Below are 25,611 nucleotides of genomic sequence, written 5' to 3' on the forward strand. Positions count from 1 at the left end.
CGGTGAGCGGTACGGAGAACGGGCAGAGGCGGCGGAGGCTGCTCACCGCCTCGGTGGCGGCGGGTGTCCTCCTCGCCGGTGGCGGCGGGGTCTATCTCGCCATGGCCGCGACGGCGCCCGGCGGGGCCACACCGGGCGGGGCGGCCGACACCCCCCGCGCGGCGGCGCCGCCGCTGCTGCGCCTGGAGAGCGGCGCGGACGGCGGGACGGGCATCGCCCCCGGCGAGCCCGACCCCGGAGGCGGCCCGAACGGGACCGTCTACACAGCCAAGGGCCCACTCCCCCACGGGCCCTCCTCGGCCGCGGTCCACCGGCCCGAGGGCCTGGTCACCTCGGCCGAAGTGACCAGGCTGGCCGAGGCGCTGGGCATCCCCGGGAGCCCCGCCCTGGTGGGTGACGTCTGGACGATCCGGCCGGAGAAGGACGGCACGGGAGCGCGCCTCGACGTGGCCCGGAAGGCGCCGGGGAACTGGACGTACTCCTGGTACGACGGCGGTCCGGCCGGCGACGCCTGCCTGAAGGGCAAGGCCTGTCCGCCGCCGGGCGAGACGAAGCCCTCCCCCGGTGGTTCGCCGGTGAGCGAGACGGCGGCGAAGGCCGCGGCGGCGCCCGTCCTGAAGGCGCTCGGGCAGGACGATGCCAAGGTGTCGGCGACCCAGGTCATGAACGGCTCGGTCCGGGTGGTCAACGCCGACCCCGTCGTGGGCGGGCTGCCGACCTACGGCTGGTCGACGGGGCTCCACATCGGTCCGGACGGCCGGCCGGTCGCCGGGAGCGGGATGCTCAAGGATCCGGCCAAGGGCGACACGTACCCCGTGATCGGGGCGAAGAAGGCGCTCGCCGAGCTGAACGAGGCCTCGAAGGGCACCGGCCCGATCGGCATCGGCGGCTGCGCCACCGACCCGCCGGCCGGGGTGCCCGAGGCGGGGAAGCCCGGGACGGCGGTGCCGGACGTCGGCAGGCCGGACCTGGGCGAGCCGACGACCGGGGCGAGCACGCCGGGCGCGCCCTGCGAGTCGATCGTGGACATGGCGCCGCCGGAGCAGGTGCCGGTGACGGGCGCGGTGCTCGGGCTGGCCGCGCAGGACGTGGCCGGCGAGCGGCTGCTCGTACCGGCGTGGCTGTTCACCGCGGACCCCGCGGGCGCGGAGCCGTACACGGTGACGCGGACGGCGGTGGCCCCGGAGTTCCTGGCGCCGCCGGCGAAGCCCTCGCCCACGCCGACGCCCGCGCCCGACGAGGGCACGTCTCCGGCGCGGCAGGTCGAGTCGTACCGGACCGGCGACGACGGCCGGAAGCTGACCGTCACCTTCTGGGGCGGGGTGTGCAGCGACTACACGGTGACGGCGACGGAGAGCGCGGACCGGGTCACCCTGCGGGTGAAGGAGACGCCGATCGACCCGGGCAGGGCCTGCATCGCCATCGCGGTCGAGGTGAAGAAGACGGTGACGCTCGACGGGCCGCTGGGTGACCGGCCGGTCGTCGACGGGGCGAGCGGTGAGGCCGTGCCGCGCCACTGACCGCCCCATAGGGGGTGTCCTGCCGATCAGGTCGGGCTCGCGGGGTGATCGGCAAGACACCCCCTGGGTGCACATGCCGCGAGGGCGGCGGTCCGGGAGTCCCGGACCGCCGCCCTCGCGGTCGTGCTGGTGGTGCGACTTAGCTGAACGAGTCGCCGCAGGCGCAGGAGCCCGTGGCGTTCGGGTTGTCGATCGTGAAGCCCTGCTTCTCGATCGTGTCGACGAAGTCGATCGAGGCGCCACCGAGGTAGGGGGCGCTCATGCGGTCGGTGACGACCTTGACTCCGTCGAAGTCCTTCACGACATCGCCGTCGAGCGAACGCTCGTCGAAGAACAGCTGGTAACGCAGGCCGGAGCAGCCACCGGGCTGTACGGCGACGCGCAGGGCCAGGTCCTCGCGGCCTTCCTGGTCGAGGAGGGCCTTGACCTTGGCCGCGGCGGCGTCGGACAGGAGGATGCCGTCGCTGACAGTGGTCTTCTCGTCCGATACGGACATCTGCTTCTCTCCCGGTGTGTACGGAGACTGCTTGCCGACGGTTGCAACCGGCGGTGTCCCGGATTCATTCCGGGCCGAGCGGGTCTTTCTCTCTCTTCATGCTCGCACACCCTGTCCGTGAGTGCGGACGGCGAATTCGTCACATCGACACTATGGACATCGTCAACGTGACGTGAAGCGGTTATGATAGATAGCGTCATTTCGACGAAAAGGCTTGTCCCGAAGACCCGAAGACCCGAAGAAAGGGTGCGTGTCGTGACCACCGCCCAGCCCCTGGATGTCCAGCCGACGCCGCTCGCCCTGCTCCTGCTCGGCCGTGAGGCCGACCCGAAGAGCGAGCGCGGCGTGGAGTGCCCGGGCGACCTGCCGTCGCCCTCCGACCCGGACCTCGTGGAGCGCGCCCGCGCGGCCAAGGAGAAGCTCGGGGACAAGGTCTTCGTGCTCGGCCACCACTACCAGCGTGACGAGGTCATCCAGTTCGCCGACGTCACCGGCGACTCGTTCAAGCTCGCGCGTGACGCCGCCGCCAAGCCGGAGGCCGAGTACATCGTCTTCTGCGGTGTGCACTTCATGGCCGAGTCGGCCGACATCCTCACCACCGACGACCAGAAGGTCGTCCTGCCGGACCTGGCGGCCGGCTGCTCGATGGCCGACATGGCCACCGCCGAGCAGGTCGCCGAGTGCTGGGACGTGCTGACCGAGGCCGGCGTCGCCGAGCAGGTCGTGCCCGTCTCGTACATGAACTCCTCGGCCGACATCAAGGCCTTCACCGGCAAGCACGGGGGCACGATCTGCACCTCGTCGAACGCCAAGCGCGCCCTCGACTGGGCTTTCGAGCAGGGCGAGAAGGTGCTCTTCCTGCCGGACCAGCACCTGGGCCGCAACACCGCCGTCCGCGACATGGGCATGTCCCTGGACGACTGCGTGCTCTACAACCCGCACAAGCCCAACGGCGGGCTCACCGTCGAGGAGCTGCGCAACGCCAAGATGATCCTGTGGCGCGGGCACTGCTCGGTGCACGGCCGCTTCTCGCTGGACTCGGTCAACGACGTCCGCGAGCGCATCCCGGGCGTGAACGTGCTGGTCCACCCGGAGTGCAAGCACGAGGTCGTCGCCGCCGCGGACTACGTGGGCTCGACCGAGTACATCATCAACACCCTGGACGCGGCCCCGGCCGGCTCGAAGTGGGCGATCGGCACCGAGCTGAACCTCGTCCGCCGTGTCGCCAACGCGCACCCGGACAAGGAGATCGTCTTCCTCGACAAGACGGTCTGCTTCTGCTCGACCATGAACCGCATCGACCTGCCGCACCTGGTGTGGACGCTGGAGTCGCTGGCCGAGGGCAACCTCGTGAACCAGATCCAGGTCGACAAGGAGACGGAGAGCTTCGCCAAGCTCGCCCTGGAGCGGATGCTGGCGCTGCCGTAACGGTTCTCCGGTACGTACGCCGAAGGGGCGCCCCGCGGACTCGCGGGGCGCCCCTTCCGTCTCCCGGGGGAGATCAGTCGAGGATGTCCAGCAGCGTGCCGTCCACCGGCGTGGTGTCCGGCTGCTCCGGGATCTCCGTCCTCTCGCCCTTCTTCGCGGCCGACTCCTTCGCGTCCTTCTTCGCCGCCTTCTTCTTCGCGCGGCGCTCCTTGCGGAGCTCCACCATCGCGTAGAGCGTCGGGACGAGGAGCAGGGTCAGCAGCGTCGAGGTGATCAGGCCGCCGATCACGACCACGGCGAGCGGCTGGGCGATGAAGCCGCCCTCGCCGGTGATGCCGAGGGCCATCGGGAGCAGGGCGAAGATCGTCGCCAGTGCGGTCATCAGGATCGGGCGGAGCCGGTGCCGGCCGCCCTCGACCACCGCTTCGACGACGCCCAGGCCCTGGGCCCGGTACTGGTTGATCAGGTCGATCAGGACGATCGCGTTGGTGACGACGATGCCGATGAGCATCAGCATGCCGATCATCGCCGGGACGCCCATCGCGGTGTCCGTGACCACCAGCAGACCGATCGCGCCGGTCGCCGCGAACGGGATCGAGACCAGCAGGATCAGCGGCTGGATCAGCGACCGGAAGGTCGCCACGAGCAGCATGAAGACGATCGCGACGGCCGCGAGCATCGCCAGGAACAGGTTGGTGAAGGCCTCGGACTGGTCCTCGGAGACACCGCCGATGGTGGCGGTGGCGCCCTCGGGCAGGTCGAGCTTGCCGAGCTCCGACTGGAGCGCGGCGCTCACCGCGCCGGTGTTGTCACCGGTCGGCTTGGCCGAGATCGTCGCCGCGCGGGCGCCGTCGATCCGGGTCATGGAGACCGGGCCGGGGACCAGCTCGACGGTGGCGACGTCGCCCAGCTTCACCGGGCCGAGCGGCAGGGCCTTGAGCTCGGCGAGGGTGGTGGCGGGCTTCGCCGAGGTGATGAGCACGTCCCGCTCGCTGTCGTCGATGATCGCCTTGGCGGCCGGGGTGCCCCGGACGGCCTGGGCGACGATCATGCCGAGCGTGCCGGTGTCGAAGCCGGCGTCGGCCGCGGCAGGCCTGGCGCGGACGGAGATGCGCGGGACGGACTGGGAGAGGTCGCTCTGGACGTCGGTGACGTCCTTCATCCCGGCGATCGCCGTGCGGACCTGCTCGGAGGCCTTCTTGAGGAGTTCCGGGTCGGCCGCCTTGACGACCACGCTCAGGTCCTGGCTGGCGAAGCCGTCACCGGCCGCGATGGTGGTGTCGCCGATGCCGTCGAGGCCGGCGATCGCCTTCTCGATGGAGTCCCGGGTCTTCTCGTACGCGTCGGCGTTCTCCAGGCTCACCTGGTAGGAGGCCTGGTTGGAGCCGGTGCCGCCGCCGAAGGCCGCCATGAAGCCGGAGGAGCCGACGGTGACCTGGTAGTCCTTGACGCCCTCGGTCTCCGCGAGGACCTTCTCGATCTTCTTCGCGGCCTCGTCGGAGGCGCTCAGGCTGGTGCCGGGCGCCAGCTCCTGCTTGATGCTGAGCACCTCCTGCTCGCCCTGGTCGAAGAAGTTCGTCTTCAGGAGCGGGGCCATGCCGAAGGTGACGACGAGGACGACGAGCGCGATGGCGAGGCTCATGATCCGGCGCCGGGTCGCGAACCGCAGGACGGGCACGTACAGCCGCTGGAGACGGCTCTTCTCCTCCTTCTCCTCGGCCAGCCTGCGGGCCTCCTCCAGGTCCTCCGAGGTGCCCTTGGGGGCGCGGAGGAACCAGTACGAGAGGACCGGGACCACGGTCAGGGAGACGAGCAGGGAGGCCAGCAGGGCCGCGGTGACCGTCAGCGAGAACGAGCCGAACAGCTCGCCGATCATGCCGCCGGTCAGGCCGATCGGCAGGAAGACGGCGACGGTGGTGAGGGTCGAGGAGGTGACCGCGCCGGCCACCTCGCGGACCGCGGTGAGGATCGCGGCCTGGCGCTCCTCGCCGTAGCCGAGGTGACGCTTGATGTTCTCCAGGACCACGATCGAGTCGTCGACGACCCGGCCGATGGCGATGGTGAGCGCGCCCAGGGTCAGCATGTTGAGCGAGAGGTCGCGGCTCCACAGCACGATCAGGGCCAGGACGACCGAGAGCGGGATGGAGACGGCGGTCACCAGGGTCGAGCGGATCGAGGTCAGGAAGACCAGGATCACCAGGACGGCCATGACGAGGCCGAGCGCGCCCTCCGTGGTCAGGCCGGAGATCGCCTTGGCGACGGCCGGGCCCTGGTCGGAGACGACGGTCAGCTCGGCGCCCGCGCCGAGGTCGCGGCGCAGGTCGTCCAGCTTCTCCTCGACGGCGTCGGAGATGGCGACGGCGCTGCCGTCCTTGTCCATCGTGGCCATGACGGCGAGGCTCGGCTTGCCGTTGGTGCGGGTGAGGGAGACGCGCGGCGACTCCTCCTGGCGGACGGTGGCGACGTCGCCGAGACGGACCGCCTTGCCCTTGCCGGGGGTGGCCGAGGGGATGCGCAGGTCCTCGACCTGCTTCAGGGAGGTGTAGCCGCCGCCGATCTGGATCGTGCGGCTCTTGCCGGCCTCCGAGAAGGAGCCGGCCGGCATCGTGGCACCGCCGGAGCGGAGGGCCTCGGCGAGCTTCATGGAGCTGAGCCCGGCCGCGGCGAGCTTGCGCTCGTCGGGGACGACGGAGATCTGGAGGTCCTGGACGCCGCTGACGGAGACCTGGCCGACGCCCTCGATGCCTTCGAGGGCGGGCACGACGGTCCGCTCCAGGAGGTCGGCGAGTGCCTGCGGGTCCTTGTCCGAGGAGGCGGCGAGGACGACGGTCGGCATGTCGTCCGTCGAGCCGGCCACGACCTGCGGGTCGACGGTGTCGGGGAGCTGGGCGCGGGCCCGGTTCACGGCCTGCTGGACGTCGGCGACGAGCTGCTTCGTCGACTCGTCGCCGTAGTCGAAGGAGGCCATGACGACGGCCATGCCCTCGGAGGCGGTGGAGGTGACGCCCTTCAGGCCGTCGACGGCCTTCAGGTTGCTCTCCAGCGGTTCGACGACCTGCTTCTCGACCACATCGGGAGAGGCGCCCTGGTACGGGGCGAGGATCGAGACCATGGGGAGCTCGATCGAGGGGAACAACTGCTGCTTCAGCTGCGGTATCGCGATCGCCCCGAACACGATCGCGACGATGGACGTCAGCCCGATCAGGGCCCGTTGCGCGAGGCTGAATCTCGACAGCCAGGACATGGGGTCTCTCTTCTGTGGCGTACTCGTCGACAGGCGGGAGCAGCCAAGACCCCGGCCCTGAGCCGCCGGAGATGCCCCCCGCCCCTACGATCGGCCATCCGCCGCCGGAAGTCCTCGCCCCCCGGGTCCACATCCTTATCCCGCGCATACCGCGTCTGGAGTACGCCGGGGCCTTCGGTCACTCCACCCTCGGACGTACCAGTCCCGACTCGTAGGCCGTGACGACCAGCTGGGCCCTGTCGCGGGCGCCGAGCTTGGCCATGGTCCGGTTGACGTGCGTCTTGACGGTGAGCGGGCTGACGTCGAGCCGCTCCGCGATCTCGTCGTTGGAGAGGCCGCCGCCGACGAGGACGAGGACCTCGCGCTCGCGGGCGGTGAGCGCGGCGAGCCGCTCGGAGTAGGGCCGGTCGCCCGTGGCGGGTTCGAGCCCGCCGCCCTGTGCGAGGAAGGTGGCGATGAGGCCCTTGGTGGCGGCCGGGGAGAGCAGCGCCTCGCCGGCGTGGGCGATCCGGATCGCGCCGAGCAGCTCCTCCGGTTCGGCGCCCTTGCCGAGGAAGCCGGAGGCCCCGGCGCGCAGGGACTGCACGACGTACTCGTCGACCTCGAAGGTGGTGAGCATGACGATGCGTACGGCGGACAGCTCGGGGTCCGCGGTGATCGCTCGGGTCGCGGCGAGGCCGTCGGTGCCCGGCATCCGGATGTCCATGAGGACGACGTCCGGCCGCTCGGCGCGGGCCAGGTCGAGGGCCTGGGCGCCGTCGGCGGCCTCGCCGACCACCTCCATGTCCGGTTCGGAGTCGACCAGGACCTTGAAGGCGCTGCGGAGCAGGGCCTGGTCGTCGGCGAGCAGTACCCGGATCGTCATGCGTCCTCCCCCGTGCGGGTCGTCACGGGCAGTATCGCCTGGACGCGGAAGCCGCCGCCGTAGCGGGGTGCGGCGGTCAGGGTGCCGCCGAGGGCGCTGACCCGCTCGCGCATGCCGAGGAGGCCGTGGCCGCCGGAGTCGGCGGGGACGCCCGGCTGCGGTGCGCCGTTGTCGAGGACGGTGATCTCGACCGTACGGCCCACCCTGACGACGCTCACCTCCGCCTCGGCGTCCGGTCCCGCGTGCTTGCGGACGTTGGTGAGGGCCTCCTGCACGATCCGGTACGCGGCGAGGTCGACGGTGCCGGGCAGCGCCCCGTCGCCGTCGGCGCGGGCCAGGGCGACGGGGAGGCCGGCCTTGCGGAAGCTGTCGAGGAGCCCGTCGAGGACGGCGAGGCCCGGGGCGGGCTCGGTGGGCGCCTCGGGGTCGCCGGACTGGCGCAGCAGCCCGACGGTGGCGCGGAGCTCGTCGAGGGCGGAGCGGCTGGCCTCGCGGACGTGCGCGAGGGCCTCCTTGGCCTGGTCGGGGCGCTTGTCCATGACGTGGGCGGCGACCCCGGCCTGGACGTTGACCAGCGCGATGTGGTGGGCGACGACGTCGTGGAGGTCGCGGGCGATGCGCAGCCGTTCCTCGGCGACCCGGCGGCCCGCCTCCTCCTCGCGGGTGCGCTCGGCCCGCTCGGCGCGCTCGCGGATCGCGTCGACGAAGGCGCGGCGGCTGCGGACGGCGTCCCCGGCCGCCGCGGCCATGCCGGTCCAGGCGAAGACGCCGAGGTTCTCCTGCGCGTACCAGTTCGTCGGGCCGAAGATCATGGCGGCGGCGGTGAGCAGCGCCATCGTGGCGAGTCCGACGCGCCAGGTGGTGGGGCGGTCGGTGCGGGAGGCGACGGTGTAGAGCGCGACGACGGCGCTCATGGCGATCGGGGCGGGCCGGACGTCGTCGACCAGCTCGACGAAGCAGATCGTGACCGTGAAGCAGAGCACCGCGAAGGGGCGCCGGCGGCGCAGCACCAGTACGGCGGCCCCGATCACCATGATCAGCACGCTCCCCGCATCCGGGGTGCGGTCGCCGAAGGTCGGCCCTTCCGGGCTGCCGTGCGGGTCGGTGAAGGAGGCGGCGATCATGCAGACGAGCGTGCCGGCGGCGATGGTCGCGTCGAAGGCGAGCGGGTGGGCGCGGAACCAGTCGCGGAGGCGGGCGTAGAGGGTGCCGGTGGCGGGGCCGGTGGGGGTCACGTCGGAGAACGGTACGGGCAAAGCGTCCGGGGGAGGAAAGCACGGTGTCCCACCGCCCCGGTGGGGGCGATGGGACACCGTCGGGCGTCGCGTGGACGTCAGCCGGGGATCAGGCCGTCGTCGGAGAGCATCTCGCGGACCTCGTCGAGGCTCGCGTCCGGTGCCGGGAGGATCAGCTCCGAGGGCTCCAGGGCGTCGTCGGGGAGCGGCTCGCCGAGCCGCCGGACGGCGTCGAGGAGGGCGCCCAGCGTGCGGCGGAAGCCCTCGGTGTCCCCCGACTCCATCTCCGCGAGCAGCTCGTCGTCGAGCTTGTTGAGCTCGGCGAAGTGGCTGTCGGCCAGCTTCCACTGGCCTTCCCCCATGATCCGTACGATCATGACGCGTCCTGTCTGTCGGCTAGGTCGGCCGGTTGCTACTTCTCGAACCGCGGGTGGGACTGCTGCTGGGTGCGGTCCTGCGGCGCGGACTCGCCGCCGCCTTCGAGGGCCTGCTGCTGCGCCGAGGGGCCGCCGGCGAGCTCGGCCTTCATCCGCTGGAGCTCCAGCTCGACGTCCGTGCCGCCCGAGAGCCGGTCCAGCTCCGCCTGGATGTCGTCCTTGGCGAGCCCGGACTGGTCGTCGAGGGCGCCCGAGGCGAGCAGCTCGTCGATCGCGCCCGCGCGCGCCTGGAGCTGGGCGGTCTTGTCCTCTGCCCGCTGGATCGCGAGACCGACGTCGCTCATCTCCTCCGAGATGCCGGAGAACGACTCGGCGATCCGGGTCTGGGCCTGCGCGGCCGTGTAGGTCGCCTTGATCGTCTCCTTCTTCGTGCGGAAGGCGTCGACCTTGGCCTGGAGGCGCTGCGCGGCGAGCGTCAGCTTCTCCTCCTCGCCCTGCAGCGTCTGGTGCTGCACCTCCAGGTCGCTGACCTGCTGCTGGAGCGCGGCCCGCCGGGACAGCGCCTCGCGCGCCAGGTCCTCGCGGCCGAGCGCCAGCGCCTTGCGGCCCTGGTCCTCCAGCTTGGCGGACTGGCCCTGCAACTGGTTCAGCTGGAGTTCGAGCCGCTTGCGGGAGGTGGCGACGTCGGCCACGCCGCGCCGCACCTTCTGCAGCAGCTCCAGCTGCTTCTGGTAGGAGTAATCGAGCGTCTCGCGCGGATCCTCGGCCCGGTCAAGGGCCTTGTTCGCCTTCGCGCGGAAGATCATCCCCATACGCTTCATGACACCGCTCATGGGCTTCGCGCGCCCCCTTCTGACGGACTTCGGCTCCAGCTCTCCAACAGGTCCACACTACGGGCCCTGTCTCCATTACCGCACTGTTCGGAGCGCGATGCGCTCCTCCCCAAGGACGACTATGCTCCGGTCTCCCTCCCGCCCAGGGTGTAGACGGATCTAGGGGGAACCCTCGCGTGTCCTCCGTACGTACCGCGTAGACGCAGTCCGTTAGCGGATCGTTCCCGCCCGGGCTGGGGTCCATGCCCACCACCCCGTACCCTTGGGTTTTGTGTTCCGTAGCCGTTCGAAGGACGAGAAGGCCCCCACCGACAAGGTGACGGCGGACCTCTCCACCAAGCAGCCCCGCGACCCCGAGGCCCCCAAGGGCCGCCCGACACCGAAGCGGAGCGAAGCGCAGACCCAGCGTCGGCGTGCCGCGACGGTGCCGACCGACCGCAAGGAGGCCGCCAAGCGTCAGCGCGAGGCGCGTCGCTCGGACCTGGCCCGGCAGCGCGAGGCGCTGGCGAGCGGCGACGAGCGCTATCTGCCCGCCCGTGACAAGGGCCCGGTGCGCAAGTTCGTGCGCGACTTCGTCGACTCGCGCTTCGCGATCGCCGAGTTCTTCCTGCCGATGGCCGTGGTGATCCTCGTGCTGTCGCTCTTCGGGAACGCCAACCGCAGCCTGCAGAACATCTCCCTGCTGCTCTGGCTCGGCGTGATCATCCTGATCGTGATCGACTCGGTCGGCATCTGGATCCGGCTGCGCAAGCAGCTGAACGAGCGCTTCCCGAACGAGCCGAAGCGCGGAGCCGTAGCCTACGGCCTCATGCGTACGCTCCAGATGCGCCGACTGCGGCTGCCGAAGCCGCAGGTCAAGCGCGGAGAGCGGCCCTGAGCGCCGACAGCTCGGCCCTCGGCGGGCAGGCCTTCGGCGAGCGCGCTCTCGATGAACCGGCCTTCGGCGCGGACGCGTCGGCGACGGGCGGCGCCGTGCTGCCCGCCGTCGTGCACTGGCCCGCCGGGTACGGCGGGCTGCGCGACACCATCCGGCAGGAGGTCATCGCCCGCCAGCTCGACGAGCAGATATCCGCCCGCTACCCCGTGGGGCAGCGGCTGCGGATCCTCGACGCGGGCATGGGACAGGGCACGCAGGCCCTGCGCCTGGCCCGCGCCGGACACACCGTGACCGGCCTGGAGGCCGATCCCGAGCTGCTGAAGGCGGCGCGCGAGTCGCTCGCGACGGAGCCCGCCGGGATCCGCGAGCGGGTCCGGCTGATCGAGGGGGACGGACGCGAGACCGGCGTCCACTTCCTGCCCGGCAGTTTCGACGTGGTGCTCTGCCACGGCGTCCTCATGTACGCGGACGAGCCGGACGCGCTGCTCGCGGGGCTGGCCCGGATGCTGGCCCCCGGTGGGCTGCTCTCCCTCGTCGTGCGGAACGGCGAGGCGCTCGCCATGCGCCCCGGGCTCGCCGGCGACTGGTCCGGGGCCCTCTCGGGCTTCGACACCGATGTCTACACCGACGACAACGGCGTGAAGGTGCGGGCCGACCGGCTCGACGCCCTGACGTCGACGCTCGCCGGGATCGCGGCGCCGCTGCACGCCTGGTACGGCGTGCGGGTCTTCACCGACGGCATCCCGGCCGAGACGGGCCTGCCCGCCGCCGAGGAGCTGGACCGGCTGCTCGCCGCCGAGGAGCGCGCGGGCCGCACGGAGCCGTACCGACGAATCGCGGCGCTGCTTCACCTGTGCGGCGTCCGGGGCTGACCCGGGACCGACGAGGAGCGCCCCCGCCATGCCCACACCCTCCCCCGGAGGGGTGGCAGGTGGGCACGACGGGGGCCGGTCGTTCCAGGGGGCCCGTCCCAGGCCCTGTCGTCAAACTCCCGCCTGCCCTGCGACGCCATGCACGCACTCTCACCGCACCGGGCACAGACCCGCGTACATCCAGTACGCGGGCCCGCGCCCGGCACGCCGAGAGCACGCACCTGACGCCGCAGGGCCCGCCCTTCGGGCGGACGACGGGAGTTTGACGACAGGACCTAGCCCTCCGCGTCCAGCGGCATCGGGCCGTAGATCTTGGCGCCGTCCTCCGAGAGCGTCACCTGGTCCGCGCCGCCGCCCAGGAGGTCACGCCAGTGCTCTCCGATCCAGCTCTCGGCGTCGCCCTGGGTGGTGAACTCCTCGGGAGTCACCACCGGCTCGACCTCCGTGCCGTCGGACTTCTCGAACCGCCACGTCCATGCCATGTCCGCCTCCAGGCGCTCACCGGATGATCGGTTTCCTGCCCGCAGCGTAGCCGGGCGCGCACGCCTCGCGGTGGCGCGGGAGGATCTGAGGGTGGAACTGACTCTGCTCGGCACCGGTGCCCCCCTCGGGCTCCCCCGCCCCGAATGCCCCTGCGCCGTCTGCGCGCTCTCCCGCGGGACCCGTGTCCGGGCCGCGACCGCGCTGCTCGTGGACGGGGCCCTGCTGCTCGATCTCACCCCCGGGGCCGCGCTCGCCGCGGCCCGTTCGGGCCACTCGCTCGTGGGCGTGCGACAGGTGCTGCTCACGCATCCGCACGACGGTCCCGCCGTGGAGGTGCCGGCCGGGCTCCCGACGGCGGGCCGGGTGCCGGACGGCAGGGAGTTGACGCTGATCAGCGGGCACCGGGTGCGGGCGGTGCCGATGGACTCCCCCGGTACGGGGTACGAGGTGACCTCCCCGGACGGAGAGCGGCTGCTCTACCTGCCGCCGGGCGGGGCTCCGGCGGGGCTTTCGGAGGACCACGCCCTGCCGTACGACATGGTCGTCGCCGATGTGACGGGCCGTCCGGACGGGATCGCGCGGCTGCGGGCGACCGGGGCGGTCGGCGCGGCCACCGAGGTGATCGCCGTCCACCTGGACCACGACGTGCCGACGGGGGCCGCACTGGACCGGCGGCTCGCGGCGGCGGGCGCGCGGGCGGTGACCGACGGGACGACGCTGTACGTCGGCGACTACCACGAGGTGCCGGAGGTGCCCCGGCGGACGCTGGTGACCGGCGGGGCCCGGTCGGGGAAGTCCGTGGAGGCCGAGCGGCGCCTGGAGACCTTCCCCGAGGTGCTGTACGTGGCGACGGGCGGGACCCGGGAGGGCGATCCGGACTGGGCGGAGCGGGTGGGGCTGCACCGGGAGCGGCGGCCGGGTGCGTGGCGTACCGCCGAGACCTGTGAGCTCGTACCGCTGCTCGCCGAGGACGGTCCGGCGCTCCTCATCGACTGTCTGTCGCTGTGGCTGACGGACGCCATGGACCGGGTGGGCGCCTGGGACGACGAGAAGTGGGCGGACGGTGGCCAGGCGGCGCTCCGGGAGCGGACGGCCGAGCTGGTCGCGGCGGTGCGGGCGACGCGCCGCACGGTCGTGGCGGTGACGAACGAGACGGGCTCGGGGGTCGTGCCGGGCACGGCGTCGGGGCGGCGGTTCCGGGACGAGCTGGGCCGGCTGAACGCGGCCTTCGCCGAGGAGTGCGAAGAGGTCCTCCTCGTGGTCGCAGGACAGGCGCTGGTGCTGCGCGGGTAGGGTGCCAACACCGATGGCCCTCGCTGATTGTCACAAGGCGGAACCCGTGAACCTGGACGACTTCTCCGATCTGATCGAGCGCCCCGACGGGGGGATCCGGCGGGACGCCGAGGAGCGGCGCGAGCGGCTGACCGTGCCGCCCGGCGCGCTCGGCCGGCTCGACGAGCTCGGCGAGTGGCTCTCGGCCGCGCAGGCCTCGGTCAAGGTGCGGGCGATCGAGCAGCCGAAGGTGCTGCTCTTCGCGGGCGACCACGGGGTGGCCTCGCTGGACGTGTCGGGCCGCGCGCCCGGCTCCGCGCACGAGCTGGTGCGCGCGGTCCTGGACGGGGCGAGCCCGGTCGCCGTCCTGGCCCGCTCGATGAGCGTGCCCGTACGGGTCGTGGACGCGGGCCTGGACTGCGAGCCGGAGCTGCTGCCCGCCGAGGTGGTCCGCCACCGGGTGCGGCGGGGCAGCGGCCGGATCGACGTGGAGAACGCGCTGACGGTCGAGGAGACCGAGGCGGCGGTCCGGCTCGGCATCGCGATCGCCGACGAGGAGGCGGACTCGGGCACCGATCTGGTGGTGCTCGGGGACCTGAGCGTGGGCGGTACGACCCCGGCGTCGACGCTGATCGCGGCGCTGTGCGGGACGGACGCCTCCGTGGTGACGGGCCGGGGCGGCGCCGGGATCGACGACCTGGCGTGGATGCGCAAGTGCGCGGCGGTCCGGGACGCGCTGCGGCGGGCCCGGCCGGTCCTCGGCGACCAGCTTGAGCTGCTCGCGGCGGTGGGCGGCGCGGACCTCGCGGCGATGACGGGCTTCCTGCTGCAGGCCTCGGTGCGGCGGATGCCGGTGATCCTGGACGGTGTGGTGGGTGCGGCCTGCGCGCTGGTGGCGCAGCGGGCGGCGTTCCGCGCGCCGGACTGGTGGCTGGCAGGGCAGGTGAGCGGGGAGCCGGCGCAGGCGAAGGCACTGGACCGGATGGCGCTCAACCCTCTGCTCGACCACGGCGTCCATGTGGGTGAGGGAACCGGGGCATTGCTCGCGCTTCCCCTCGTCCAGGCCGCGGCGGCCTTCGCCGCGGAGCTGCCCGAGCGCCCGGATCCGACCAGTCCGGAGGCCGGGGCGGCTCCGGAGGCCGAGACCGCGCCACAGGTCTGACGGGGAGAAGCGGGAAAGACGGATCGTCGACTCCGGGGCGGTCACGCGCGACGCGCGTGGCCGCCTCCGGCGTCTCCGCAGGAGAAGCGATGCCCCATATGATCGCTTTTCATGGGAGAGGTCCGTTTGTCCGCCGAAGCAGCGCCCCGAGGCTCCACCGTCCGTTCGCGGCGCAGCGCCGCGTTCGCCGTCTGGTACCTGCGCGTCGTCACGTTCATCAACTTCCTGAGCGCCGTCTGGGTCTCCTTCGGACAGGACCTGCGCCGCCACAACGAGGACAACTACTTCACCCCGTACATGCTCACCGCCGGCTTCGCCTCGGGCGTCTTCACGCTCTTCCTGGCGATCACCATGCGCCGCCGCAAGCGGGCAGCCTGGATCCTCAACATGGTCCTCGCCGGGCTCTTCCTGCTGCTCTTCGCCGTCGTGATGGTCTTCCCGGAGATCCGGCAGCACGCCCAGAACTGGATCTCGCTCGCGCTGACCGCCGCCTTCGTCCTGGCGCTGCTGCTCGGCCGCAAGGAGTTCTACGCGAAGGGCGACCGCTCCAACCCGCTGCTCGCCGCGATCGTCGCGGTCGGCGGACTGCTCGTCACCTCGCTGATCGCCGCCGTCCTGGTCACCGTCACCAACACCTCCACCGCCCCCTCCACCTTCCTGGAGCGCTGGCGGTACGGCCTGATGCGGCTGGTGACGCTGGCCTCCGACGACTCGCGCTTCGCCGGCATCACCACCCCCGGCTGGGTGGACGTCACCATCAACGTCCTCTCCACGCTGCTGCTCTTCGCGGTGCTCTTCGCCGCCTTCCGGGCCCGGCGGGCCGTCGACCCGCTGACCGAGGAGGACGAGGAGCGGCTGCGGGCCCTCCTCGACAAGCAGGGGGACCGGGACTCGCTCGGCTACTTCGCGCTGCGCCGCGAGAAGAGCGTCGTGTGGTCGCCGAGCGAGAAGGCCGCCATCGCCTACCGGGTGGTCGGCGGGGTATCGCTCGCCTCCGGTGACCCGATCGGCGACCCCGAGGCCTGGCCCGGCGCGATCGAGCCCTGGCTGGCGGAGGCGCGCGAGCACGGCTGGATCCCGGCCGTGATGGGCGCGAGCGAGGAGGCCGGGGTCATCTACGCCCGGCACGGTCTCGACGCCCTGGAGCTGGGCGACGAGGCGATCGTCGAGACCGACGAGTTCACCCTGGACGGGCGCGCGATGCGGACGGTCCGGCAGGCCTTCAACCGGGTGAAGCGGGCCGGTTACGAGGTCCGCATCCGGCGCCACGAGGACATCCCGGCCCCGGAGATGGACGAGCTGCTCCGCAAGGCGGACGACTGGCGGGACGGAGCCACCGAGCGCGGCTTCTCGATGGCGCTCGGGCGGCTCGGGGACCCGCGGGACGGGCGCTGCGTGATGCTGGAGTGCACCGACGGTCAGGGTGAGCTGCGGGCGGTGCTCTCCTTCGTGCCCTGGGGGCCGAAGGGCCTCTCGCTCGACCTGATGCGCCGTGACCGGGACTCCGAGAACGGCCTGATGGAGTTCATGGTGATCGAGCTGCTCCAGCGCGCGAAGGAGATCGGGATCACCCAGGTCTCGCTGAACTTCGCGATGTTCCGCTCCGTCTTCGAACGTGGCTCGAAGCTCGGGGCGGGACCCGTGCTGCGCATGTGGCGTTCACTGCTCAGCTTCTTCTCCCGCTGGTGGCAGATCGAGTCGCTGTACCGCGCCAACGCCAAGTACCGACCGATCTGGGAGCCCCGATTCATGCTCTTCGAGAAGAGCGCCGACCTGCTGCGCATCGGCCTCGCCGCCGGCCGGGCCGAGGGGTTCCTCGAAGCCCCGGGTCTGCCGAAGTGGCTGCACCGCAAGCACCTGGAGAGCGGGCGTTGAGCGGGTCCGTCACGCGTTTCGCACGCCGCGAGTGGGGGCCGCTGTTCGGCACCGTGCGGGCGGCGCTCGTCACCCGGGGATGGAACGCGGTCCCGATGACGCTGGCCGCCGTCTGTCTGACGGCCCTCTTCCAGCTCGTTCAGAACCAGGACTGGGGGTATCAGCCGGTCCAGAACATCGGTTCCGTACGGGCCGAGGACCCGCTGTGGGCGTCTCTGCTGCGGACCCCGCTCTCGCTCTTCGTCCCGGCGCTCGACCTGCCCGTGTGGGGTGCGCTGGCCCAGGTGCTGCTGGTGTTCGGGATCGCCGAGATCTGTCTCGGACGGTGGCGGACGCTCGGCGTGGCCTATCTGGCCACGCTCTGCGGCACGCTGTACGCGCGCGTGGGCATCGCCCTCGGGCCGGGCACCCCCTTCGGTCTCCCGGCCTCCGACGCTCAGGTGGTCGACACCGGCCCTTCGGCGGCCGTGGTGGGCCTCGCCGTCTACGTCTGCTGGCGCTACCGGGCGTGGTGGACGGGCGGCGCGGTGGTCCTGGCCATGGTCGTCGAGGTGATCGTCAAGCCGAACCTGGCGGGCAAGGAGCACCTGGCGGCCATCGCGGGCGTACTCGTCCTCATCGCCGTCCAGGCCTGGCGCGAACGCGGTCAGGAGGACGCCGAGCCCCGGCCCGGCACCCGCTCCTGGAAGCCGCCGATCAGGTCCTGAAGACGGCGCCGCACCTTGTTCCATCGCCTGTCGTGGCGGTACGTGCGGATGCGGGAGCGGGCGCGGGCCTTGTATCTGCGCCGGTAGAAGTGCTTGGACCACCAGGAGCCGGGGCGGGCCAGCCGGACGGCGCCGACGATCGCCACGAAGGGGATCAGGGTCCCGAGGACGGCCATCCGGAACTTCCCCTTCACCAGTGCGACGAGGATGAAGAGGAAGTTCACCGCCAGGGTGAGGAGGAAGGTGCCACGGTTCTGGCGCTCCTCCGCCGTCATGTCGTTGACGCCCAGCGGTGAGAAGCCGCTGAGCGTGAGCCCCACGAGTGCCGCGGTGAGGACGACCACCTCGACGCTCTTGCGGCCCTGGTCCGTCCAGTACACGTCGTCGAGATGGAGGATCAGCGCGAACTCGTCGAGGACGAGCCCCGCGCCGATCCCGAAGACGACGGCGAAGACGCACGCGCCCACACCGTGCCGGTCGCTGGCCACCGCGCCGAACCCGCCGAGGACGGTGAGGACGACGCCGGGCACGACGTGATGGATGTGGAGGCCTCCGGAGGAGACGTTCCCGAAGGGACCCTTCCCCGCCCGGATCAGCCGGGTGACGGTGCGCGTGACCAGGAATGTCAGGACGAAGGAGGTCAGAGCGAGCAGCATCGGGAGCTTGCCCGGCTCGACGATGTTGCGGGAGAACCAGTGACCCATGCCACCCCGTTCCGATTTGCGTGATATGCGCAATCTACCGTCCGGAGGCGGCGATTACCCTGCCCGGATGGACGGCCTGCGTTTCGCCTTCGGCACCCTCACGGTGTTCCCCGCCCGCATCACCCGCTGGGACCGGGACGCGGCGCGCGCCGGCATGCTCTGCGCCCCCGTGGCCGGACTGGTCGTCGGAGTCTGTTCCGCCGCGCTCGGCGGGACGTTCCTGCAGCTCGGGTCGGGCCCGCTGCTGGCGGCCGTGGCCGCCACCGCCGTCCCCGCCGTGCTGACCCGCGGCCTCCACCTCGACGGCCTCGCCGACACCGCCGACGGACTCGGCAGCGCCAAGCCCGCCGAGGACGCGCTGCGCATCATGAAGCAGTCGGACATCGGGCCGTTCGGCGTCATCACGATCGTCCTCGTCCTGCTCGCCCAGGTCGCCGCCCTCACCCGGCTGTACGACGAGGGCTGGGCGCACGGCACGGTCGCCGCCGTCCTCGCCGCGACCGTCGCCCGCCTCGCCCTCACCCACGCCTCCCGCCACGGCGTCCCCGCGGCCCGCCCCGAGGGCCTCGGCGCGATCGTCGCGGAGACGGTCCCGGTCCGCTCCGCGACCCTCTCGACCGCCCTCGTCCTGGTGGCGTGCGCGGCGGCGGGCCTGCTCTCCTCCCCGCTCGACGCGGTACGGAACGTCCTGGCGGCCGGCGCCGCCCTGTGCGCGGCGGCGCTGCTGCTCCGCCGGTGCGCACGGCGCTTCGGCGGGGTGACGGGGGACGTGTTCGGCGCGCTGGAGGAGACGGCGGCAACGGTGGCGCTGATCGCGCTGACCCTGGGGTGAGCCGAGCGCCGCGGGCCCGGGCGACCCCGGCGTCGAAGGCTCCTAACAGGGCTTGCGCCAGACGCCGAGCTCGTACTTCTTCAGCATCGAGCTGAGGCCCAGCTTCCGCGCCTGGGGGCAGAACTCTCTGGTTTCCAGCTCGTACTCGACGTGGAAGACAGCCTTGCCGGCCGCCACGAACGGGGCCAGGCGGCCGCACTCGTCGTACTCGGCGCACTGTTCGTTGACCGCGAAGTCGAAGTCCGGGAGCAGCCGGGGGATCTGGTCCAGGTCGTTCTTGAGGCCCACCGCGAGGCCCCGGTCGTGGGCCAGGCGGGCGATGAGGCGGTTGTAGCGCAGCTGGTCGGCGGCGGTGAGCGGAAAGCCGGTGCGGTTGCGGTAGCCGTCCATGTTGTCGGGCTCGACGGCGTCGAAGCCCTTGTCCCGGCACATGTCGAGCCGCTTCGCCATGAGGGGTTCGAGGACGTCGGTGCGTCGGATGTCGAGCCAGCGCTCGCCCTCCCAGCCGTTGCCCGCGCCGAGGACGGACTTCGGGAAGCGGTCGGCGTCCGGGCGGAAGTCCTCCCAGGCGCCGGTGGAGAGGTAGCAGATGACCTTGCGGCCGCGGGCGTGCAGGTCCTTCACCGTGGACGCCGGGTGGTCGAAGCCGTCGATGTCGTACACCGGGACGTCGACCGTCGGGTCGAGCCGGCCGCTGAGCTGCCACTGCCAGGCCAGGCCGGGCTTCGGCCGCCAGCGGTCCTCCGGCGAGGGTTTCGGGTCGGGGGTCGGCCCGGGGCCCGGTCCCGGGGCCGTCGTACAGGCCGTGGCCAGCAGCAACAGCCCTGCGAGCAGGGGCAGCAGACGTCTCATCGGGCGGGCTCCAGGAGGTGCGGCATGGTGCCCCAGGGGTGGGCGCCCGCGCCGGGGACGGCGCAGTGCACCGGCGTGGCGGGACGCACCCCGGGCGGGGCGGCGTAGACGAGGTGGCAGTAGTGCGGGGCAACCGGCAGGTCGAGCGTCCGGTACGTGTCCCAGGGGCCCTCGAAGGTGACGAGGAGGTCGGCGAACTCCCCGTACCCCGGGTCCGGGTGGGCCCCGTGGTTGAGGACGAGGGTCGCGGCCCCGGCGGCCCGGGCCGCGACGGCGATCCGCCGGTAGTGGGCGAGGCCGCCGGGCGCGGTCGTCACCTGGTCGAGGAAGCTCCCGTCGGCGCCGTACCAGTCACGGTGCCGGAGCAGGTCGGTGACGACCTCGGCGTGCGGGCGGCGGCCGTAGGCGGTGTCCGCGTACCCGAGGACACGGACACCGGCCTCCCGCAGCCGCGCGGACACCTCGGCGAAGGCCGGGTCGGGTGCCCGGCCCGCGCCGCTCGCCGGGTTGAGGACGACGCCGTACAGGGTGGGCGCGGCGGCGACGAGGGCCGACCAGGCCTCGGGGCGGTCGGCGGGGTGCTCGTAGTACGGCACCAGGAGGGACGGTGTCACGGTCATCCCCAGGACACCCCCTAGGCGCGGTGGGCGGTCGGTCGAACCAGCAGAACACAGGTGAGGACGGCGAGCAGCGCCGCCGCTCCCCCGGTCGCCGCCAGGCCCGCCGCCGGCTCCACGGTCTGCGCCGCCGCCGCGACCAGACAGACGGCCGCCGCGCTCGCCACCGCGCCGAAAGCCTGGAGCAGCAGCCCCAGCCAGAGCACGGTCCCGATGAGCAGCAGCGTGACGAGGCGCGGGAGCGTCGGCCAGGGCGCCCCGGGCCAGGCCAGGGTCGCGACGAGGGTGAGGCCGACGAGGACGGTGAGGTAGCCGCCGAGGCAGAGCACGAGGGTGCCGGTGACCGCCCTGCGGAACTCGCGGGCCGTGGAGAGGGTCCGCAGCCGGGTCAGGCTCTCGCCCCGGAAGCGGTGCAGCAGCCACTCGGCCGGTCCCATGGAGAGGGTGAGCGCGACGACCGCCCCCGCGCCGCTCACGAGCGTGTCGCCGATGCCCGCGTGGAGGACGAGCAGGCCGCTGCCGAGACCGAAGAGTCCGTACGGGAGGGAGGCCGCGCGTGGGGGCCCGGCCCGGCCCGCCGCCCCGCGCCGCGCGCCGGGCCGGAGCACGAGCGCCGCGAACGCGACGGCGGCGGTGAGCGAGCCGAGGAGGAGCCCGCCGCGCAGGAGGTCGGGCAGGTCCCAGCGGAAGGCGGGGAGGGCTCCGCCGAGCGGCAGCAGGGCCAGGAGGAGGGCCCGTTCGCGGCCGAGGACCAGGAGGACGGTGGCCGCGGCGAGGTAGAGCGACTGGCCGGCGGCGAAGAGGGCCGCCGGGATCTCGCCGGGCCCGGCGACCGCGAAGGCGACGGCCGATCCGGCGAGGGCGCCCGCCGGAGCTCCGGTGAGCAGTGCGCGGGCCGCGGCGGGCCGGTCGCCGAGGCCGAGCCAGGTGTACGCGCGGTGGGACAGGGCCTGGTTCCACACCCAGCCGGTGACGGCCCCGGCGAGGAGGGGGATCGTTCCGCCGGGGAGGCCGAACCGGCCGTGCTCCCCGGCGAGGAGCGGCGCGGCCAGGACGTAGGCGAGGCCGGGCAGCGCGAAGACGAGCCCGCGCAGGAGGCAGCCCGCGAGTTCGCCGTGCCAGGGGCCGGCGGGCGGTGCCTCCGGTGCGGTGTGGCGCCGCTCCACGCGCGCGTAGAGGTCCTCGGCGAGGGCGAAGGAGTCGGCGCGGCCGTAGGTGAGGCGGATGTGGTCGTCGGTCATGCCGTCGGACTCGAGGAGCGCGGCGATCTCGTCCGGGTGGACGGCGAGAGCGACGAAGTCGTCGAGGCGTCCGGCGAGTTCGTCGACGGGGTCGACCGCGAGGCCGTCGACCGCGAGGCCGTCGACCGCGAGGCCGTCGGCGGTGGAGCCGTCGGCGGTGGAGCCCTCCGCGATGGGCTCCGCTGTCCGCTTCTCCCCGCGGGGGCGGGGGATCGCGGGCAGCGGGGTGACCGTGATCGGGGGTTTCAGCCAGAGGGATCCGCTCATGCCGGGGTGCCTCCCGCCACGAGGGACGCGGGGGCGCGGCGGGGCGCGGGGATACGGATCGTCCACGCCTTCGGGGCGGGGAGGGGGCGGGGGGCGGCGGGCCGTCCGCCGGCCAGCTCGCGGTAGATCTGGCGGAAGCCGTCGACCGAGCGGTTCAGGGTGAACCGGTCGATGACCCGCTGCCGTGCCAGGCGGCCGAGTTCGGCGCGCCGGGCGCCGTCCCTGAGCAGTTCGGTGACGGCGGCGGCCATGACGGCCGGTTCGCGGGGCGGCACGACGATCCCGGTGTCGCCGACGGCCTCCCGTACGCCTCCGACGTCCGTGGAGACGGTGGCCCGGCCGCAGGACATGGCCTCGATGAGGGAGAAGGGGAAGCCCTCGCTGATGGAGGAGAGCATGACGACGCTGCCGGCCGCGTAGGCGCGCGGGACCTCGGAGACGCGGCCCTCGAAGGTGATGCCGTCGGTGACGCCCAGTTCGGCGGCGAGCTTCTCCAGGCGGGTGCGGTAGTCCTCGTTCCCCGCGGGGACCGGTCCGAACAACCGCAGCCGCAGCTCGGGGAGTTCGGCGCGGCAGATCGCGTACGCCCTGATCAGCGTTTCGAGGTCCTTGATGGGGTCGACCCGCCCGCACCAGCTGAGGGTGGGGGTCTCGGGTTCGGGTCCGGCCTCCGGGAAGAGGGCCGGGTCGACGCCGTTGTAGACGGTGCGGATGCGGTCGGCGGGTGCGCCGCCGCGCTCCTCCCAGCGCCGGTTGTACTGGTTGCAGGGGGTGATGAGGTCGGCCTTGCGGTAGCCGAGCGTGTTGAGCTCGCGGTAGAAGCCGAGCATGAGGGCCTTGACGGGCCAGCGCTGCGTGTCGGTGCGGTAGCCGAGGTAGCGCTCGCGGAGGTAGATGCCGTGTTCGGTGAGCAGGAAGGGCACCCCTTCGAAGTGCTGCGCGACGAGGGCGGGCAGCGTGGCGAGGCCGCTGGAGACGGCGTGGGCCACGCTGCCGGAGGCTATCCGGGCGGCGAGCGGGCGCAGGGCGTGTTCCAGCAGGTCGGTGGCGGTGAGCGCGTCGTGGACGGTGGGCCGGGCCGCAAGCGTCGGCAGGTGCGGCATGGTCCAGATCCACATCAGGGAGCGCAGGGCCGGTTCGGAGCGCAGGAAGGACGTGAGCCGTCCCTGCCGGGCCAGTCCGGCCAGCTCGTACAGGCTCGTGCCGAAGTCGCAGCCCGCGCCCGGGTCGAGGAGGGCGAGGAGCAGGCGTTCGTACGTGTCGAGGAAGCGGCGGCGTTCGCGCCCCCGCAGGGGCCGGCGCGCTCCGGAGAACAGTCCGGAGCGCGCCGGCCCCTGCGGGTGGCCCCAGAGGGGGAACGCGGTGTGCCGGGTGATGTTGGGCGGCAGCTCCCAGGTGACGGGTTCACGGCCGCTGCCGGTGAGGGCGAGGATCTCGAAGTCGACCTCCGGCATGCCGCGGACGAGTTGGTCGCACCAGGTGCTGACGCCGCCGTGGACGTGCGGATAGGTGCCTTCGGTGAGCATGGTGACGTGACGGCCACTGCTCGGCATGTGCGTTTCCCCCCAGGACGTGCTGGTCAGGCGGTCGGGAGCGTGAGTGTGACGGCGGTCTGGAGCAGTTCGGGTGCGGTCCAGGCCGAGCGGGTGCCCGCGTATCCCGTGCCGAAGACGGTCGAGCCGAGCAGGAGCTGCTTGCGGGTGCCCTCGGGCGCGGTGACGGGCACGGTGAGGCCGGACGGCGCCTTGACGGTGACCGTGGTGCCGATGCGGTAGGCGGTGACCTTTCCGGTGGCGACGGCCTGGTCCCAGGCGGCGCGGCGGCCCAGCTCGGTGCCGACGTCCTTCTGACGCGGGTTCACCAGGGGTGCGCTGGGCGCGAAGAGGGCCCGGTAGTCGGCGAGCACGCGGTCGAGGACGGGGTAGAGGAGGCGCTCCTCGGCCAGGTTGGACTGGTGGACGTAGTGCGGGCGGGGGTCGTTGCCGAGGACGTGGGAGAGCGCCGTGCGGGCCTCCTGCGGGACGATCCGCTCGGCGTAGCCCGTGGTGGTGGGGAGCGGGGCGGGCAGGCAGGTGGAGAGGGGGTTGTCCTCGCAGATGCCGCTGCCGCCGTCGGCGCGGGAGGTGTAGATCCAGTTGTACTCGTCGGTCATCTCGGCGGCGGTGCCGACGTTGTAGTACACGTTCATGGGGTGGCGGGGCACGGTCTTCGCGGCGGCGCTGCCCGTGCCGACGGAACGCTGCTGCGGCTCGCGGGAGTTGTCGCTCCCGGTCCATTTCACGCCGTTGTCGGCGAGGGCGCCGGCGAGGTTCGGATTGTCGACGGGCTGCTGGGGCAGGGTCTTCAGACCGGAGTGCTCGCCGGTGACGAGTTCGGAGCGGTCGACGGAGATGCCCTTGCCGACGGCCCAGTTGTGGTTGTTGCGGATCTGGCCGGAGAGCTCGGAGCGGCTGACCCAGAGGGTGTTGCCCGAGACGTCCTTGGCGCACTGCCAGGGGACGGTGGTGTTGTCCTGGACGCAGCCGAGGAAGGGGTGGGTGTAGGTGTGGTTGATCCACCGGTACTGGGCGCGGTCCGCGAGGAGCTGCGTGGTGAGCGGGTCGGTGCCGCCGTGCTCGGTCTTCCACTGCTCGCCCTGGCCGCCGTTGTAGACCATGTCGAGGGTGAAGCCGGAGGCCTTCTGCCAGGCGGCGGCGTACTGGGCGTCGGCGGCGGTCATCCGGATGGGGTTGACGCCCTCGCCGTCGTCGTCGACGCAGTCGAAGTCACCGGGGGTGCAGTTGAGGGCGGAGTCCCAGCGGGCGTCGGGGGCGAAGACGTCGTCGACGTGGACGGAGAGGTAGTTGCGGCTCTGGCCGAGGTGGACGCCCTGGGTGAGCCATTCGACGATGCCGCGCGCGAGGGCGCGGAACTGCCGCTGGTACTGGTTGTAGGCGAAGGTGACGACGAGCTCGCGGCGCCCGTCGGCGGTGTACTCGCCGACGAGGCTGGCCCGGCCGCCGCCGTCGACCGGGATGTCGACGTAGCTGGTGTAGCCGGCGCGGGGACGGCCCGCGTAGCCGTAGCTCTCGGCGATCGAGGGGTCGTTGTCCTCGAAGGTGAGGGCTCCGGCGAGGTACCGGAAGGGGCCCGCCTTCCCGGCGGTGGTGACGCCGGCCGTGGTGCCGTCGAGGACGCCGGACCAGCCGCCCTCGTTGGTGTAGTCGAGGCCGACGCCGGGGTGCGACCAGGTGTAGGCGTCGACCTGCGGGATGCCGAAGGTCCGCTCGTAGGCCTGGAGCGCGGTGTGCTCGGCGGAGTCCGGGCCGAAGGCGGTCTCGTGGGGCAGGACGACGCCCTGGTACTTGGCGCGGGGGCGTCCGTCGAGCGTGTCACTGAGGAAGGCCGGGTCGAGGACGGGCCGGTTCGGGTCGTTGAGGTCGATCCTGCGGTACGGGACGCCGGAGCCCTTCAGCTCGGCGGTGATCGCCTCGACGGCGCTGCCGCCGTCGTCGACGACGAGGACCGTCAGGTCGACGCGGGGCGCCGGCGCGGCGGCGGCCTGAGCGGACGGCATGACGGTGGCGAGCAGGGCGGCGGCGGCGAGTGCGGCCACCCGGGCGGTACGGGGCGCGGTGCGGGGCGCGGTGGTGCGGGCGCTTCTGGGCGTGCGGAGTCGGCCGGAGTCCATCGGTGGTGTCCCCCCTCGGCAGGCCCGTCCGGGCCGGAGCCGGACCGGCGGGACCTGTGGAGATGATGCAGATGGTGCAAAGGCGAGTGCGTTCGCCTTGCGGGATTGAGGCGAGTGTGGACGAGCGCTCCGAGCCTGAACGGTAAACATGAAAGAGACACCACGGATGAGTGAATCACTGC

22 protein-coding genes are annotated in these 25,611 nt (G+C 72.5%); 9 read left to right on the forward strand and 13 right to left on the reverse strand.

The window, feature by feature from the left end:
- The first annotated feature begins 2 nt into the window (after positions 1-2).
- Positions 3-1,520 carry a hypothetical protein gene (locus IE124_RS07830; protein ID WP_189506184.1) on the forward strand — a complete coding sequence of 506 codons (1,518 nt, stop codon included), beginning with the start codon at positions 3-5 and terminating at the stop codon, positions 1,518-1,520.
- 139 nt (positions 1,521-1,659) lie between these two features.
- Here IE124_RS07830 and IE124_RS07835 read toward each other — a convergent pair whose 3' ends face one another.
- Positions 1,660-2,016, reverse strand: a complete 357-nt coding sequence (locus IE124_RS07835; RefSeq protein ID WP_015033024.1) for a HesB/IscA family protein — start codon at positions 2,014-2,016, stop codon at positions 1,660-1,662.
- A 246-nt stretch (positions 2,017-2,262) separates the two neighbouring features.
- Here IE124_RS07835 and nadA point away from each other — a divergent pair, with 246 nt between their 5' ends.
- Positions 2,263-3,444, forward strand: coding sequence for a quinolinate synthase NadA (nadA, locus tag IE124_RS07840; RefSeq protein ID WP_189506187.1), 1,182 nt, complete (start codon positions 2,263-2,265; stop codon positions 3,442-3,444).
- A 73-nt stretch (positions 3,445-3,517) separates the two neighbouring features.
- Here nadA and IE124_RS07845 read toward each other — a convergent pair whose 3' ends face one another.
- The 5 genes from IE124_RS07845 to IE124_RS07865 all read right to left on the reverse strand — a co-directional run bounded on the left by IE124_RS07845 (position 3,518) and on the right by IE124_RS07865 (position 9,998).
- Positions 3,518-6,688, reverse strand: coding sequence for an efflux RND transporter permease subunit (locus IE124_RS07845; RefSeq protein ID WP_189506189.1), 3,171 nt, complete (start codon positions 6,686-6,688; stop codon positions 3,518-3,520).
- Between the two features lie 178 nt (positions 6,689-6,866).
- The gene (locus IE124_RS07850) at positions 6,867-7,553 is read right to left on the reverse strand and encodes a response regulator (protein ID WP_189506190.1); all 687 of its coding nucleotides are present in this window, start codon (positions 7,551-7,553) and stop codon (positions 6,867-6,869) included.
- Positions 7,550-8,788, reverse strand: coding sequence for a sensor histidine kinase (locus tag IE124_RS07855; protein ID WP_189506192.1), 1,239 nt, complete (start codon positions 8,786-8,788; stop codon positions 7,550-7,552). The genes IE124_RS07850 and IE124_RS07855 overlap by 4 nt, the downstream gene beginning before the upstream one ends.
- A 98-nt stretch (positions 8,789-8,886) precedes the next feature.
- Entirely contained in the window at positions 8,887-9,165 is a 279-nt protein-coding gene (gene pspAA / locus IE124_RS07860) for a PspA-associated protein PspAA (RefSeq protein WP_189506194.1), read from the reverse strand.
- Between the two features lie 35 nt (positions 9,166-9,200).
- Positions 9,201-9,998: a PspA/IM30 family protein gene (locus tag IE124_RS07865; RefSeq protein ID WP_189506196.1), complete on the reverse strand. Its 798-nt coding sequence runs from the start codon at positions 9,996-9,998 to the stop codon at positions 9,201-9,203.
- A gap of 271 nt (positions 9,999-10,269) precedes the next feature.
- On the opposite strand from IE124_RS07865, the gene IE124_RS07870 reads away from it, so the two are divergent.
- Together IE124_RS07870 and IE124_RS07875 are read left to right on the forward strand one after the other, a co-directional pair.
- Positions 10,270-10,875 (forward strand): DUF3043 domain-containing protein, encoded by a 606-nt coding sequence (locus tag IE124_RS07870; protein ID WP_055643981.1) that lies wholly within the window; start codon positions 10,270-10,272, stop codon positions 10,873-10,875.
- Positions 10,876-10,970: 95 nt separating this feature from the next.
- The gene (locus IE124_RS07875; protein WP_229832249.1) at positions 10,971-11,747 is read left to right on the forward strand and encodes a methyltransferase domain-containing protein; all 777 of its coding nucleotides are present in this window, start codon (positions 10,971-10,973) and stop codon (positions 11,745-11,747) included.
- A gap of 275 nt (positions 11,748-12,022) precedes the next feature.
- On the opposite strand, the gene IE124_RS07880 is transcribed toward IE124_RS07875, so the two are convergent.
- Complete coding sequence (locus IE124_RS07880) at positions 12,023-12,229, reverse strand: hypothetical protein (protein ID WP_024758380.1); 207 nt, start codon at positions 12,227-12,229, stop codon at positions 12,023-12,025.
- A 91-nt stretch (positions 12,230-12,320) separates the two neighbouring features.
- Between IE124_RS07880 and IE124_RS07885 the strand changes: the two genes are divergently transcribed.
- The 4 genes from IE124_RS07885 to IE124_RS07900 all read left to right on the forward strand — a co-directional run bounded on the left by IE124_RS07885 (position 12,321) and on the right by IE124_RS07900 (position 17,246).
- A complete protein-coding gene (locus IE124_RS07885) occupies positions 12,321-13,523 on the forward strand; it encodes a bifunctional adenosylcobinamide kinase/adenosylcobinamide-phosphate guanylyltransferase (RefSeq protein ID WP_189506198.1) in 1,203 nt (400 codons plus the stop codon).
- 46 nt (positions 13,524-13,569) lie between these two features.
- On the forward strand, positions 13,570-14,664 hold the full coding sequence (gene cobT, locus IE124_RS07890; RefSeq protein ID WP_189506201.1) for a nicotinate-nucleotide--dimethylbenzimidazole phosphoribosyltransferase: 1,095 nt from the start codon (positions 13,570-13,572) through the stop codon (positions 14,662-14,664).
- A gap of 111 nt (positions 14,665-14,775) precedes the next feature.
- Complete coding sequence (locus IE124_RS07895; protein ID WP_189506203.1) at positions 14,776-16,539, forward strand: phosphatidylglycerol lysyltransferase domain-containing protein; 1,764 nt, start codon at positions 14,776-14,778, stop codon at positions 16,537-16,539.
- Positions 16,536-17,246: a hypothetical protein gene (locus tag IE124_RS07900; RefSeq protein WP_189506205.1), complete on the forward strand. Its 711-nt coding sequence runs from the start codon at positions 16,536-16,538 to the stop codon at positions 17,244-17,246. Before IE124_RS07895 ends, IE124_RS07900 begins: the two co-directional genes overlap by 4 nt.
- On the opposite strand, the gene IE124_RS07905 is transcribed toward IE124_RS07900, so the two are convergent.
- Entirely contained in the window at positions 17,186-17,950 is a 765-nt protein-coding gene (locus IE124_RS07905; RefSeq protein ID WP_189506207.1) for a hypothetical protein, read from the reverse strand. The two genes, IE124_RS07900 and IE124_RS07905, sit on opposite strands and share 61 nt — an antisense overlap.
- Positions 17,951-17,975: 25 nt before the next feature.
- Here IE124_RS07905 and cobS point away from each other — a divergent pair, with 25 nt between their 5' ends.
- Positions 17,976-18,782 carry an adenosylcobinamide-GDP ribazoletransferase gene (cobS, locus tag IE124_RS07910; protein WP_189506209.1) on the forward strand — a complete coding sequence of 269 codons (807 nt, stop codon included), beginning with the start codon at positions 17,976-17,978 and terminating at the stop codon, positions 18,780-18,782.
- 42 nt (positions 18,783-18,824) lie between these two features.
- Here the strand turns inward: cobS and IE124_RS07915 are convergent, their stop codons facing one another.
- From IE124_RS07915 to IE124_RS07935, 5 genes are read right to left on the reverse strand one after another with little or no spacing between them, the layout of a single operon-like run.
- On the reverse strand, positions 18,825-19,634 hold the full coding sequence (locus tag IE124_RS07915) for an endo alpha-1,4 polygalactosaminidase (RefSeq protein WP_189506211.1): 810 nt from the start codon (positions 19,632-19,634) through the stop codon (positions 18,825-18,827).
- A complete protein-coding gene (locus IE124_RS07920) occupies positions 19,631-20,254 on the reverse strand; it encodes a spherulation-specific family 4 protein (protein ID WP_189506213.1) in 624 nt (207 codons plus the stop codon). Before IE124_RS07920 ends, IE124_RS07915 begins: the two co-directional genes overlap by 4 nt.
- Positions 20,255-20,268: 14 nt before the next feature.
- A complete protein-coding gene (locus IE124_RS07925; protein WP_189506215.1) occupies positions 20,269-21,759 on the reverse strand; it encodes a hypothetical protein in 1,491 nt (496 codons plus the stop codon).
- Complete coding sequence (pelF, locus tag IE124_RS07930; protein ID WP_189506217.1) at positions 21,756-23,312, reverse strand: GT4 family glycosyltransferase PelF; 1,557 nt, start codon at positions 23,310-23,312, stop codon at positions 21,756-21,758. Before pelF ends, IE124_RS07925 begins: the two co-directional genes overlap by 4 nt.
- Before the next feature lie 26 nt (positions 23,313-23,338).
- Positions 23,339-25,429 (reverse strand): Agd3-related carbohydrate deacetylase, encoded by a 2,091-nt coding sequence (locus tag IE124_RS07935; protein ID WP_189506219.1) that lies wholly within the window; start codon positions 25,427-25,429, stop codon positions 23,339-23,341.
- Between the last annotated feature and the right edge of the window lie 182 nt (positions 25,430-25,611).

It is taken from the genome of Streptomyces narbonensis, assembly GCF_014649015.1.
Classification (GTDB): Bacteria; Actinomycetota; Actinomycetes; order Streptomycetales; family Streptomycetaceae; genus Streptomyces; species Streptomyces narbonensis.

Bases quoted from the DNA above. Each gene is read 5' to 3' on its own strand.
- pelF (WP_189506217.1), bottom strand. From the start codon at position 23,312: ATGCCGAGCAGTGGCCGTCACGTCACCATGCTCACCGAAGGCACCTAT.
- pspAA (WP_189506194.1), bottom strand. From the start codon at position 9,165: ATGATCGTACGGATCATGGGGGAAGGCCAGTGGAAGCTGGCCGACAGC.
- IE124_RS07880 (WP_024758380.1), bottom strand. From the start codon at position 12,229: ATGGCATGGACGTGGCGGTTCGAGAAGTCCGACGGCACGGAGGTCGAG.
- IE124_RS07920 (WP_189506213.1), bottom strand. From the start codon at position 20,254: ATGACCGTGACACCGTCCCTCCTGGTGCCGTACTACGAGCACCCCGCC.
- IE124_RS07835 (WP_015033024.1), bottom strand. From the start codon at position 2,016: ATGTCCGTATCGGACGAGAAGACCACTGTCAGCGACGGCATCCTCCTG.
- IE124_RS07935 (WP_189506219.1), bottom strand. From the start codon at position 25,429: ATGGACTCCGGCCGACTCCGCACGCCCAGAAGCGCCCGCACCACCGCG.
- IE124_RS07850 (WP_189506190.1), bottom strand. From the start codon at position 7,553: ATGACGATCCGGGTACTGCTCGCCGACGACCAGGCCCTGCTCCGCAGC.
- IE124_RS07925 (WP_189506215.1), bottom strand. From the start codon at position 21,759: ATGAGCGGATCCCTCTGGCTGAAACCCCCGATCACGGTCACCCCGCTG.
- IE124_RS07905 (WP_189506207.1), bottom strand. From the start codon at position 17,950: ATGGGTCACTGGTTCTCCCGCAACATCGTCGAGCCGGGCAAGCTCCCG.
- IE124_RS07865 (WP_189506196.1), bottom strand. From the start codon at position 9,998: ATGAGCGGTGTCATGAAGCGTATGGGGATGATCTTCCGCGCGAAGGCG.
- cobS (WP_189506209.1), top strand. From the start codon at position 17,976: ATGCGCAATCTACCGTCCGGAGGCGGCGATTACCCTGCCCGGATGGAC.
- IE124_RS07845 (WP_189506189.1), bottom strand. From the start codon at position 6,688: ATGTCCTGGCTGTCGAGATTCAGCCTCGCGCAACGGGCCCTGATCGGG.
- IE124_RS07915 (WP_189506211.1), bottom strand. From the start codon at position 19,634: ATGAGACGTCTGCTGCCCCTGCTCGCAGGGCTGTTGCTGCTGGCCACG.
- IE124_RS07895 (WP_189506203.1), top strand. From the start codon at position 14,776: ATGGGAGAGGTCCGTTTGTCCGCCGAAGCAGCGCCCCGAGGCTCCACC.